Annotated in this window: 13 protein-coding genes; 7 read left to right on the forward strand and 6 right to left on the reverse strand. The window is 69.3% G+C overall.

Features of this window, described 5'->3' with window-relative positions:
* Positions 1–177: 177 nt before the first annotated feature.
* From C2865_RS00550 to C2865_RS00565, 4 genes are all read left to right on the forward strand, one after another.
* Positions 178–732, forward strand: coding sequence for a hypothetical protein (locus tag C2865_RS00550; RefSeq protein ID WP_106396300.1), 555 nt, complete (start codon positions 178–180; stop codon positions 730–732).
* 93 nt (positions 733–825) lie between these two features.
* Entirely contained in the window at positions 826–1338 is a 513-nt protein-coding gene (locus C2865_RS00555) for a DUF1697 domain-containing protein (RefSeq protein ID WP_106396301.1), read from the forward strand.
* A gap of 92 nt (positions 1339–1430) precedes the next feature.
* Positions 1431–2102 carry a hypothetical protein gene (locus C2865_RS00560; RefSeq protein WP_106396302.1) on the forward strand — a complete coding sequence of 224 codons (672 nt, stop codon included), beginning with the start codon at positions 1431–1433 and terminating at the stop codon, positions 2100–2102.
* Positions 2099–2953, forward strand: a complete 855-nt coding sequence (locus C2865_RS00565; RefSeq protein WP_106396303.1) for a hypothetical protein — start codon at positions 2099–2101, stop codon at positions 2951–2953. The genes C2865_RS00560 and C2865_RS00565 overlap by 4 nt, the downstream gene beginning before the upstream one ends.
* A gap of 9 nt (positions 2954–2962) precedes the next feature.
* On the opposite strand, the gene C2865_RS00570 is transcribed toward C2865_RS00565, so the two are convergent.
* The 6 genes from C2865_RS00570 to C2865_RS00595 all read right to left on the reverse strand — a co-directional run bounded on the left by C2865_RS00570 (position 2963) and on the right by C2865_RS00595 (position 8476).
* Complete coding sequence (locus C2865_RS00570) at positions 2963–3616, reverse strand: GOLPH3/VPS74 family protein (RefSeq protein WP_106396304.1); 654 nt, start codon at positions 3614–3616, stop codon at positions 2963–2965.
* Between the two features lie 128 nt (positions 3617–3744).
* Positions 3745–4992, reverse strand: a complete 1248-nt coding sequence (locus C2865_RS00575) for an ABC transporter substrate-binding protein (RefSeq protein WP_106396305.1) — start codon at positions 4990–4992, stop codon at positions 3745–3747.
* Positions 4989–6029 carry a branched-chain amino acid ABC transporter permease gene (locus C2865_RS00580; RefSeq protein WP_332873317.1) on the reverse strand — a complete coding sequence of 347 codons (1041 nt, stop codon included), beginning with the start codon at positions 6027–6029 and terminating at the stop codon, positions 4989–4991. Before C2865_RS00580 ends, C2865_RS00575 begins: the two co-directional genes overlap by 4 nt.
* Positions 6022–6909, reverse strand: a complete 888-nt coding sequence (locus C2865_RS00585; protein WP_106396306.1) for a branched-chain amino acid ABC transporter permease — start codon at positions 6907–6909, stop codon at positions 6022–6024. Before C2865_RS00585 ends, C2865_RS00580 begins: the two co-directional genes overlap by 8 nt.
* Positions 6906–7682 carry an ABC transporter ATP-binding protein gene (locus tag C2865_RS00590; RefSeq protein WP_106396307.1) on the reverse strand — a complete coding sequence of 259 codons (777 nt, stop codon included), beginning with the start codon at positions 7680–7682 and terminating at the stop codon, positions 6906–6908. The genes C2865_RS00585 and C2865_RS00590 overlap by 4 nt, the downstream gene beginning before the upstream one ends.
* Complete coding sequence (locus C2865_RS00595; RefSeq protein ID WP_198652801.1) at positions 7679–8476, reverse strand: ABC transporter ATP-binding protein; 798 nt, start codon at positions 8474–8476, stop codon at positions 7679–7681. Before C2865_RS00595 ends, C2865_RS00590 begins: the two co-directional genes overlap by 4 nt.
* Before the next feature lie 242 nt (positions 8477–8718).
* On the opposite strand from C2865_RS00595, the gene C2865_RS00600 reads away from it, so the two are divergent.
* The 3 genes from C2865_RS00600 (at position 8719) to rho (ending at position 11769) form a co-directional block, all read left to right on the forward strand.
* Positions 8719–9846 carry a PucR family transcriptional regulator gene (locus tag C2865_RS00600; RefSeq protein ID WP_106396309.1) on the forward strand — a complete coding sequence of 376 codons (1128 nt, stop codon included), beginning with the start codon at positions 8719–8721 and terminating at the stop codon, positions 9844–9846.
* Between the two features lie 111 nt (positions 9847–9957).
* A complete protein-coding gene (locus C2865_RS00605) occupies positions 9958–10431 on the forward strand; it encodes a pyridoxamine 5'-phosphate oxidase family protein (protein WP_106396310.1) in 474 nt (157 codons plus the stop codon).
* Between the two features lie 186 nt (positions 10432–10617).
* On the forward strand, positions 10618–11769 hold the full coding sequence (gene rho / locus C2865_RS00610) for a transcription termination factor Rho (protein ID WP_106396311.1): 1152 nt from the start codon (positions 10618–10620) through the stop codon (positions 11767–11769).
* Positions 11770–12203 lie beyond the last annotated feature (434 nt).

Genomic DNA, 12203 nt, shown 5'->3' on the forward strand with positions numbered 1-12203 from the left:
CCTACCGGGTCGCTCGGTACTCCCGCCGCGCGAAAGCGGGGCGGAGGCACCTCCGGCGGCCCACAGCCCCCCGGTTCCCGTCGAGCGTGATCTAGTTTCCGGACCGAGATGAACTGATCTCGCCGAGGTTGTTACGCTCTCGTGGACCTTATGGATTCTTTACGCGAGGAGTCGCTTATGCGACGTTTCACGACCGCGGCGGCCCTGTCCGTGGCCCTGGTCGCAGGGCTCGTCAGCACGAGCTCCCCCGCCGCCGCAGCCCCCGAGACCGCGAGCCGGACCGTCGAGGACACCGTCGTGCGTCAGGGCACGATCCCGGGCGCGGAACTTCTCGCGCAGGCCGAGCGCGACGGCACCCCCTACAGCGCCAAGAAGGCCAGGGCCCTCAAGAAGGCGCCCTGCCGCTGGTTCGAACGCCAGCAGGGCCTGCGCGTCGTCAAGAGCAACGGCAAGAAGGGCCGCTGGCTGATCTGGGTCAAGCTCCGCCTCAACTGGTGCTACGACGGCTACCAGGTCCTCTCGGCCAACGCCAAGTACCGCAGCTACACCTACGACCGGGCGACCTACCGCTGGCGCGGCTGGGGCCAGAAGCACCTGAAGCGCACCGGCAGCTCCGTCACGTCCCGCGTGAAGGGCAAGTTCTACCACACCAGAAGCGGCCGCACCTACAAGCCGTGGATCACGTCGAAGGGCTACTCCGACGGCGCCTACCGCTGGTGGTCCAACATCTGACACCCGGCTGAGCCCGACCGAAGCCCCCGGTTCACCCCCGGGGGCTTCGCCGTCCGCGAGCCCGGACGAGCCGGTGATGCGTAGGGTCGAACCATGTCGAGATACATCGCACTGCTGCGCGGCATCAACGTGGGCGGCAACACCCGGATCGGCATGGCGGCGCTGCGCGAGTCGTTCGCGGACCTGGGCCACACCGAAGTGCGGACATACCTGCAGAGTGGGAACGTGTTCTTCGACTCCGCCCGACCGGCCGAAAGCCTCGCCGAAGAACTCGAAGTGCGTATCGCCGCGGACCTCGGAGTCAGCACACGTGTCCTTCTCCGTACCGAAGACGAACTGAAGCACGTCCTCGCGACCCACCCTTTCCGCGACCGCGAGGACCCGGCCGCACTCCACGTCGCCTTCCTCGGCGAGACACCGACGGCCGTGCTGGAGAAGCCCACCGGTGAAGCCGCCGAATTCGCGGCGAAAGGCCGGGAGGTCTACCTCTACTGCCCGAACGGCTACGGCCGGACCAAGCTCAACAACGCCTTCCTCGAACGCCGCCTCGGAGTGGTCGCCACCACCCGGAACTGGAAGACGGTCACCGCCCTCGCAAACGGCTGAAACTGAATAAAGGGACGAGCCGCGGCATTTACGGGCCGTACTCGAGCAGGCACATACTCCCGAACGGGAAAACCAGCGGTTACCCTCGCGCCATGCCCCCCAGCATGCGCGGAAAGTTCTGGCCGGCGCTGCTCCTGCTGACGCTGGCCGCCTGCAACAGCGGTGCGATCGAGACGCCCGGCGGCGAGAACGAGAGCGACACGACCGCGACGGCGTCGCAGCGGCCCGACGGGGGAAACCCCGGCCCCGGCGACAAGCCCGACTACTCGCACCTCGACTTCCCTCTCGGCGACACCTCGACCGACGTACGACCCGGCTACGTCTACTACCAGCTCACCCAGCAGAACTGCGCCAAAGCCCAATCGACGCTCGAGAAGAATCTGAACGGGCCCGCCGACTACCACATCGACTCCGCAACGGCCCGGCTCCTGCGGGTCGGCATCGCCCTGTGCGGACGTGACACCGCGACGGCGACCCGGTTGTTCACCGGGGCCGCCAAGCCCGCCGACAGCTGGTTCATGTGCGAGCTGTACCGGACGGCCGGGAGCGTCCTGCGCGCCCAGCCCAGGTCCGCCTTCGGCACCTGCCCCGACATCCCCGCCTTCCCGGGGCCGCCCGACGACCCCTACCCGGAGGATCCCGGCCCGGACGTCGACGAGCCCGGCACCCAGGAACCGGAAGTGCCCGGCACCGGGGAGAGCCCCGCCCCCGAACCCGAAGTCCCCGAGGGGGAACCGATCGAGACCCCGGCTCCCGCCGGATGAACGACGGGAACGAACCCGCGCAGGCGGGCACGTCGCAGCTGCTGTACTGGGTGGCCACCGTGCTCGCCAACGCGACGGTCGTGACGGCGCTGCTGGTCTACTTCGGCTGGAAGCGCAGCGACGTGATGGCCGGGCGCCTCGGGATCGATGAGGCGATCCTCGGCATGTCCACCCGCGAGTACGTGCTGCGCAGCGTCGGCCAGATCCTCGTGCTGCTCATCGTGGTCGGCATCGGCGGCCTCCTCTGGCTGGCCCTCGACCACTGGCTGAACCGAGCCCTGGGCACCCCGGGCCGCCTCACGAGGACCGTCATGGTCCTGCTCTCGCTGGCCTGGCTGATCCTGCCCGTCCTGACCCTCCTGCTCGGCTACGTCGAGCCCTGGCGGCAGTGGACCTACATCGCCCTTCCCTTCACGATCGGCGCGGGCATCCTGCTGGCCTTCTACGCCTTTCACCTGCACACCCGCGACGAACCGCACCCGCGGGAATCCGCGTTGAAGGTGTTCGTGGGCGTCATGGCGGGCGTCGCGCTCTTCTGGGGCACCTCGAACTACGCCACCGTCCTCGGCAACACCCTCGCCGACTCGGTGGCCCCGTCCAAGCTGACGCGCGTCACGGTCTACAGCCAGAACCGCCTCCACCTGGAGGCTCCGGGCATCACCGAGTCCCCCCTCGCCCCCTCCCCGAAGGAGGGCGGCAAGCCGTACCTGTACCGCTATGCGGGCCTGCGGCTCCTCGACCGGGTGGGCGGGCGGTACTTCCTCGTCTCCGACGCCTGGACACGGCGGACCAGCGTCGTGATGGTCCTGTCCGACAAGGACGCCGTCCGGCTCGAGTTCGCCCGCCCCTGACCGGCGCGGTCAGCCGCCGGCGGAGGCTCCGGCGGTCGCGGCGACCATGACGGCGACCATCATGCCCTCGATCTGCTGGATCGTCTTCCTGACGACCTCGCCCACCTCGTTGTCCTCGGCGAAGGACTCGACACGGTTCTTGAACTGCTTCTTGTCGATGTCGGGGAAGGCCGCCCGGTTCAGGCGGCAGGCCTGGACGATCGACAGGAGGGCGGCGTCGCGGACGTCGGCGGGAGCGCCGTGCAGGACGGACGTGAGGCGGGCGCGCAGCTCCTGCTCGGGGACCGGGTTCGCCTCGGGGTGGCGGGTGGTGGGGAAGACGCCCAGGACGGTGCGGCGCTCCTCGTCCAGGACCCCCGCGTCGACCAGGCGGGTCAGGGCGCGCTGGCGGAGGCCGGACCTGAGCTTGCCCGCCCACCAGTAGGCGCGGCGCGTCTTGTCCTCCTCGGCCAGCCGGGCCAGGGCCGCGTCCTCCTCGGGGGTGCCGACGGGGGTCGGGTCCAGGACGAGGACCTTGTCCTTGTCGAAGCCGATGCGGCCCGCCAGAGCCAGCTCCGCGAGGACGGCGCCCACCAGGCCGTACTCGACGTACAGGGTGGAGACCAGGGGCTTGCCCTTCTCCTGGTGAAGGGCGAGCAGCAGGAAGTCATCGGCGAGGGTCATCGGCACGTCCTTTCTTCTCACCCGTCAGACGAAAAAGGTGATCTTCTTGGTTCCGGCTTGTCCCAAATTCATGGACAAAAGGCAGCGCCTGCCGGGCCCCGACCCGGCAGGCGCTGGTCATGGGGACCTCAGCCGAGGTCGAACTCCTTGGCCGCGTCCGAGGTGAAGGGCTCGGTGGCCTCCACGAGACCGCCCTTGGCCTTGCTGTCGGGGCGCTGGATGATGGACTCGCGGGTACCGACCTGGCCGGGCTTGGAGAAGTCGAGGACCGGCATGAGGCCCTCGCTGTCGAAGGCCGACTGCGTCTGGAGGGCCTTGTAGACGCCCTCGCGGGTCAGGTCCTTGGAGTCGCAGGCCTTCTTCAGGGACTCGCCGAAGACCTTCGCGGAGACGTAGCCGAACGTGGCACCGCCGTCGAAGACGTCCTTCGGGTACTTCTTGGTGTAGTCGCCGACCAGCTTGGCCATCGCGGGAGCGTCCGAGCTCGGCGGCTGGGTGGCGCTGATGTAGTAGAAGTTCGCCTCGAGGGCCTTGGCGGCCGGGGTGCCCAGCAGCTGCGGGCTGTAGCCGGGGTTGTTGGAGACGATCGGGACGTTGAGGCCGCCCGCGGCGGCGACGCCCGCCAGCGACGCGGACTGGCGGGGGCCGGCGCTCATGAGGATCGCCTTGACGCCCTCGGACTTCAGCGCGCTGACCTGCGACGTCATGTCGTTGTCGGTGGGCTTGATGCGCTGCTCGACGACGGTCAGGCCCGCCTTCTCGGCGGCGAACTTGGCGCCGGCCAGGGCGCTCTCGCCGTACTCGCCCTCGAAGTAGACGTGGCCGATCTTGTCGCCCTTCTTCAGGCCCTTCTCGCGCACCAGGAAGTCGACGCCGTTGATCATCTCCAGCTCGTAGGTGCCGCCCACGATCTGCACGTAGGGCACCTTGAGCAGCTGGGACGGCCAGGCCGCGGGGATCGTCAGGACCTTGTCCTTGGCCACGTTCTCGGCGATCGCCGCCATGATCGGGGAGCCGATGACCTGCGGGAGGCCCACGACCTTCGGCTGGAGCTCGGTGTAGGCGCCCACCGCCTTCTGGACGTCGTAGCCGTGGTCGCGCACGAGCAGCTCCACGTCCCGTCCACAGACCCCGCCGGCCTGGTTGAGCTGCTCGAAGTACAGCTGCTGCGCCTGGGTGATGCTCTTGCCGAGGGTGGCGTAGACGCCGGTCAGGTCGGTGAGGGCGCCGAGGGTGATCTTGTCGGCGGTGACGCCGGGACCGGTCTTGACGCCGCCGGAGTCGGTGCCGCCGTCGTCGGTGGCCGACTTGCTGCTGCAGCCGGCGGCGGTGACGGCCAGGACCGCGAGGCCGATGACGTACTTGCGGAGCTTCATGGGGTGGTCTCCTTACGGGGGGTGAGGAAAGGGACACGCAGGCCGGAGAGCCCGGCGGGCAGGAAGAGGACGATGACGACGACCGCGCCGCCGTACAGGTAGCGGGCCGCGTCGGAGGGGGCGACGCCCTCGCCGCCGGCCGCCGCGACCAGCGGGAGCGAGTCGCTGTAGCGGGTGAGCAGCTGCGGGAGGAGGGTGACGAACGCCGCGCCGACGACCGCGCCGGCCACCGAGCCGAGACCGCCGATGACGATCATGGCGAGGTACTCGAAGGCCAGGAGCACGCCGAAGTAGTCCGGCACGGCCCGCTGGAACGCCAGCGCCAGCAGCACCCCGGCGAGCCCGGCGTACATCGACGAGAGCGTGAACACCGCGCTGCGCATCCGGGCGACGGGCACGCCGAGCACGCCCGCGGCGATCTGCTGGTCGCGGATGAGGTTCATCGCGCGCCCGGGGCGGCCGTTCAGCACCCCGTACGCGAACCAGGCGGCCAGGCCGAGCAGGACGAGCCCGAAGAACCACAACCGTTCCTGCGCGCCGAACGGCACGCCCATCACGACGAGGTCGGTCGAGCCGTCGAACGGGAAGCCGAAGAGGTTCATCGGCTCCACGGAGCGGCCGTTGTACCCGCCGGTGACCTTCTCGAAGTTGAACAGCACGTGCTGCCCCACGAAGATCAGCGCGAGGGAGGCGATGCCGAGGTACATCCCCGACAGCCGGCCGGCGATCGGGCTGAACGCCAGCCCGGCCAGGCCCGCCAGCACCACGGCGAGCACCGCGGCCAGCGGCGTGGGCAGGCCGAGACCCGCCACGTGCCCGTCGGACTCCCCGGCGAAGTACACGTACCCGTACGCGCCGATCGCGAGGAAGAACGAGTGGCCTATCGACAACTGGCCCGTCGAGCCGGTGAGCAGGTTCAGGCCGATCGCGCCGATCGCGGCGGCCATCACGAACAGGCCCGCCTGCAGCCAGAACATGTCCAGGTAGAACGGAGGGAGCAGCAGCAGGAGGAGCGGAGCCCAGCGCAGCTTAGACACGGGAGGCCTCCCGGGTGCCGAAGAGGCCGGAGGGCCGGACCAGCAGGATGACGATCATGACGGCGTAGGGGGCGACGTCGCCGAGGCCGCGGCCCAGGAACGACAACTCGTTCTGGTAGCCGCCCACCAGCGCCTCGGTGAGGCCGATGAGCAGGCCGCCGACCAGGGCGCCCGTCATGGAGTCGAGCCCGCCGAGGATCGCGGCCGGGAATGCCTTCAACGCCACCAGGGACGTCGTGCGGTCCAGGCCGGGCGTGGGGAAGGCGGCGATGAAGACCGCGGCGACCGCGGCCAGCGCGCCCGCCACGCACCACGCCGACATCGAGATGCGGCCCAGGCGGATGCCCATGAGAGCGGCCGTCTCGGAGTCCTCGGCCACCGCCCGCATCGAGATGCCCCACGGGGTGTACTTGAACGCGGCGAGGAACAGGGCGATCAGCACGGCGGCGACGATCAGCGCGGCGATGCGCGTCTGCGCGATCGTGATGCCGCCGAACTGCACCACCTTGTTGCCCCACGGGTCGCCGAGGGCCAGGACGGACGTGCCCAGGCGCCTGCTCAGCTCGGCCGTCAGCACGATGTCGATGCCGATCGTCGCGATCCCGATCACGTCGCGGCGGGCTTTGGCGCGCCGCAGGAGGAAGAACTCCACGAACGCGCCGACCGCGGCCGCCACGACGATGCCGACGGCCAGCGCCCCGACGAAACCGAAGTCGTCGTGGAAGACCGCCGTCACGTAGCCGCCCAGGAGCAGCAGGGACGCGTGCGCGAAGTTCACCACCTCGGTGGCCTTGAAGATGACCACGAAGCCGAGCGCGATGAGCGCGTACACGGCCCCGAGGCTCAGGCCGTTGATGAGCAGTTCCAGCAGCCTCGTCATGAGACCTCCTCTCCCAGGTAGGCCCGCAGGACTTCGGGGTTCTCCTGAACCTCGGCGGGCGTGCCGGTGGCGATGCGCTTGCCGAAGTCCAGGACGGTGACCTCGTCCGCGAGGCGCATGACCATGCCCATGTCGTGTTCGACCAGCAGGACGGAGATCCCCAACGCCTCCCGGACGGAGACGATCAGGCCCGCCATGCTCAGCCGTTCGGTGGCGTTCATCCCGGCCACGGGCTCGTCCAACATCAGAAGGCGCGGCTCTCCGCACAGGGCGCGAGCCAGTTCGACGCGCTTCTGGTCGCCGTAAGGCAGACCGCCTACGGGGATTTTCAAGTGGTGGGCGACACCCACGAAGTCGGCGATCTCCCGGACGCGTTCGCGGTGTCTCCTCTCCTCGCGCAACGCGGAGGGCCAGCGCAGACCGGCCCGGACGATGCCCGTCTTCATCAGCCTGTACCTGCCGAGAAGAAGGTTGTCCTCTACTGACAGGGCCGCCGACAACGCCAGATTCTGGAACGTCCGTGAGACGCCGAGCGCACCCACACGGTGCGGGGACATCGTCGTCAGGTCACGCCGGCCGAAGTGCACGCTGCCCGAAGTGGCCTTGTAGACGCCCGACAGGACGTTGAAGCAGGTGGATTTCCCGGCTCCGTTGGGGCCGATCACGGCGTGGAGCGTCCCGGGATGCACCGTGAAGCTCACCGAGTCGAGGGCCACGAGCCCGGAGAACCTGACCGTGAGGTCCTTGACCACCAGTTCCGGTATCGCGCTCATCCTTCCCACCTCGAAAGCGTTCGGGTGCCGAAGGCGACCGGGATCTGCTCGTCGACGACGCCCATGTAGCGCTGGCGGACCTCGTCACTGGCGGCCAGCTCGGCGGCGGGACCGCGCAGCGCGACCTTCCCGACGTCCAGCACGTAGGCGTAGTGGGCGAGCCGCAGCGCCAGCGCCGCGTTCTGCTCGACGAGCAGGACCGACGTGCCCTGCTCGTTGATCTCGGTGATCGTCTTGGCGATGGTCTGGGCCATCAGCGGGGCCAGGCCCAGCGTCGGCTCGTCCAGCAGGAGGACCTTCGGACGCGCCATCAGCGCACGGCCCATCGCGAGCATCTGCTGCTCACCGCCGGAGAGCAGCGACGCACGCTGCTTGCGGCGTTCGGCGAGGACGGGGAACAGGTCGAAGACCCGCTTCCTGGTGGACTCCGGGGCGTGGAATCCGCCCACCTTCAAGTTCTCCTCGACCGTCATACGGCCGAAGACGCGGCGCCCTTCGGGTGCCTGGACGATGCCGGTCTCGACGATGCGGTGCGCGGGAGACGTGTTCAGGCTGACGCCCGAGTACGTGACCTTCCCGGAGGTGACGACTCCCCCGTGGAAGCGCAACGTGCCGGAGATGGCACGCATCAACGTCGTCTTGCCGGCGCCGTTGGCACCGAGGACGGTGACGATCTCACCTTGCGGCACGTCCAAGGAGACCTCGTGCAGTGCACGTACGGCACGCCCGTAGGAGACCGTCAGGTCCCGTACGGACAGGGCCGCTTGCGCCCGCACATCTGGCGGTTTCAACATGATCCTCCTCACAGACGGTGCAAGGAGGATGCGCTCTGCGCCCCCGTCCAGGCGATAGGCGTCGGACCTGGATCAAGGGGCGCGATTGGGCGGACGCACAACCGCCCACGCCAGAGCGCCCCGCCGTCCAGCCGCCGACCGGAGACGCGGCCGCCGCCATTGGGCACATGCACAACCGGAACACCCGGCGGCGTGCCGCGGGCCCATGGACCGCGGGAAACCGGTGGGCCAGCATCGTGTCAATGAGCGAACTTCGGCTTCACAGGTGGCTGGCGGGACGGCTTCCCGAACTCACGTCGCGCCTGTCGGAGGAACTGCAGCGGCAGGTGCCGTTCTACGCCGGGCAGCCGCAGGCCGTCCTGGACGGGCCGCTGCGGCAGGCGATAGAGGCGAACCTGCGGATCTCCCTGCGGGTGCTGCAGGAGCGGCGCGCGTTCAACGCCGAAGAACGTGCGGAGGTCATCGCGTGGTCGGCGCTGAGAGCCGAGCAGGGGGTGCCGCTGGAGGCCGTGCTCACCGCCTATCTCCTGGCCGTCGAGCTGTGCTGGAAGGCGCTCATGGAGGAGGCACGCCCTGATGAGGCCGAAGAACTGGGTGCGCTGGGGCTTCATCTGTTCGGTTATCTGCGTTCGGCCGCACCCGCGGTGACGTTGGCGCATGTGCAGCGGCACGGGGAACAGCAGGAAGCACGTCGCGCGATGCTCGAAGCCCTGCTTTCGGGGGCTCCTGCCGGTGATCTGGCGAGCGGGGCAGGTGTTCCGCTGGCCGCCTCGTACGAGGTGCTCGTCTTGCGGACGGCGGAAGGCGGGAACCTCACGGCATCGCAAGCCGCATTGGACGCCTATGCCGAAGCGCGTGTACTCGCCAGATTCGACGGCGACACAGGAACGGCGCTGTTGCCTGTGCGGGCCGATCTACGGCTGGACGAGCTCATGGCGGGGATCGTCTCCTCCTCTGAACATCCTGTGACAATCTCCGCGGCCCTGGCCGAAAGAACGGAAAGCGTGCCGGCCGCCTTGCGGGAGGCCACCGAAGTGGCCGAACTCGTCACCCGCCTGGGGCGTCCGCCGGGGCTGTACCGCATGGAGGACGTCCTGCTGGAGTACCAGCTGGCCCGTCCCGGCAACGCCCTGGCGCAACTGGCGGCCAAGCTGGACCCGTTGGACGAGCGTCCCGAGCTGATGGACACACTGCGCGTCTATGTCCGCAACGGGCACAACCGGCGGCAGTCCGCCCTTGATCTCCAGGTGCACCGCAACACCCTGGACTACCGGCTGCGCAACATCGCCGCCCTCACCGGACTCGACCCGTCCGGGGCCGAGGGCTTCCGGCTGCTGGCGGCGGCGCTGACCGCCCGCGCGTTGTGCTGAGGCCCCGGTGAACGGGGGTACGCCATGTCTCCACAGTGGAGCCTGGCGGCGACGGGCCTGTTGTGCCTACGCTGGGTCCGAATTATCTAACCTGATTCGGAGACTCCCCCCATGAGCAAACGCGACGCGATCAAGATGACCGACGAGGAGCTGGGCGCGTTCCTGGCCGCAGAACGCAAGGTCCAGATCGCGAGCCTGGGCAAGGACGGCGCGCCCCACCTGGTCACGATGTTCTACACCCTGTGGGACGGCAAGATCGCCTTCACCACCTACAAGAACTCCCAGAAAGTGCTCAACCTCCAGCGCAACCCCGTGATGACCTGTCTGGTGGAGGCCGGCACCGACTACAACGAGCTGCGCGGCGCCAGCCTCACCGGCAACGCCCTCGTCACCGACGACCCGGAGATCCTCCACCCGGTCGGCATCGTCGTCGGGCACCAGATCATCGGCATGGAGCCGCCGAAGGACCCCGCCGAGGCCGACCCCGCCATCGTCGAGGGCATCCTGCACATGATGCGCAAGCGCGTCGTGGTCATCCTGGAGCCCACGAAGATCACCTCCTGGGACCACGCCAAGCTGGGGTGACGAGCAGCGCGCGGGGTGTGTTATCATCCAGGGGAGGCGAAGATTCTTTCCGCTGATCCAGCGAACCGCCTTTCTTCTCTCGGCTCGACGCCGATCCCCGCGCGCTCAGCGCCTTCCTTTCGCGCAGCGCCTCTCGTTCGCACGGCGAAACCCGTCTTTCGCGTGCCGCCTCCCCTGGGACAGCCCATGACCATCACCGAAGAAAAAACCCTCTCCACCGCCGTCGTCCCCGTGACCGGGACGCTGGCCGTCACCGACAAGAACGCCTATGTCCGGGTCGACGGCTACACGCCGGGCCCCGACGACGTCCAGGTGCCGCTCGCCCTCGTCCGCAGGCACGGACTGCGTTCCGGCGACCGCGTGACGGGCACCGCCCGGCCGCAGGGCCGGGGCGGCTCCACGGAGCGCGGCGGCTCGCAGGGCCGGGGCGGCAAGAACGTCCTGGCCACCGTGGACGGGCCGCCCCGGCGGGACCGTCCCGACTTCGCCCGGCTCACGCCCGTGCACCCCCACCGGAGGCTGCACCTCGGGCAGGGGCGGACCGGCCGGATCATCGACCTCGTCGCCCCCGTCGGCAAGGGGCAGCGCGGGCTCATCGTCGCCCCGCCCAAGGCCGGCAAGACGATCATCCTTCAGGAGATCGCCCAGGCGATCACCGCGAACCACCCCGAATGCCACCTGATCCTGCTGCTGGTCGACGAACGCCCCGAGGAGGTCTCCGACCTGCGGCGCAGGCTGCCGGGCGCGGAGCTGGCCGCCTCGACGTTCGACCGGCCGCCCGCCGAGCACGTCGCCGTCGCCGAGCTGGCCGTCGAACGCGCCAAGCGCCTCGCCGAGCAGGGCCGCGACGTGGTGATCCTGCTCGACTCGCTCACCCGGCTCGGCCGCGCCCACAACCTCCTCGCCCCGTCCTCCAGCCGCATCCTCGCCGGAGGCGTGGCCACCACCGCCCTCTACCCGCCGAAACGCTTCTTCGGCGCCGCCCGCCAGCTCGCCGAGGGCGGCTCCCTCACCATCCTCGCCACCGCCCTGGTCGAGACCGGCTCCCGCATGGACGAGGTCTTCTTCGAGGAGTTCAAGGGCACCGGCAACATGGAGCTCCGCCTCTCCCGCAGGCTCGCCGACCAGCGCCTCTTCCCCGCCATCGACCTCGCCGCCTCCGGCACCCGCCGCGAGGACCTCCTCCTGTCCCCCGTCGAGCACGACCTCACCGGCCGCCTCCGCCGCGTCCTCCACGCCCTCGACGACCGCCAGGCCCTCGAACTCCTCCGCGACAAGATCCAGCAGACCCCCTCCAACGCCGCCTTCCTCGCCCAGATCGCCCAGCAGACCCCCTGACCCGCCCCGCCGTTCCCACCGTTCCAGCGAATCCGCGCCGTTCGGCGAACCCGAAAGAGCACCGCAGAAAATCCAGCCTTTTCGTCCCCGATGTCTTTTTCTTCGGGAAGGTCGCACCGAAAAACGGGATGTACTTTTCCGAGACGGCGACCCCGCCGATCCCGCGGCGAAGGCCACCCCTGCATCCTGGCTGTTCGAAGCCCTGGCCGGGACCGTGCCGCCGGCGCCTCCGGTTCCCGAGGCCCCCGCCCCACCGGCCATCGAGCGCCTCTGCAGAGCCGCCGACTTCCTTCGAGCGCCCTCCGGTCCGCCATTTGGCAGGAAATATCCGTCCAGTAGCCTTACAGGCGTTTCGGTGCGCCCACCAAGGACCGGGGACCATGAACCCGATGAAAATAGCCGCGTGCGCCGGCGGGGCTTTTCTCCTAGGAAGC

Origin of the sequence: Actinocorallia populi (genome assembly GCF_002995495.1) — a bacterium.
GTDB classification, from domain to species: domain Bacteria; phylum Actinomycetota; class Actinomycetes; order Streptosporangiales; family Streptosporangiaceae; genus Actinocorallia; species Actinocorallia populi.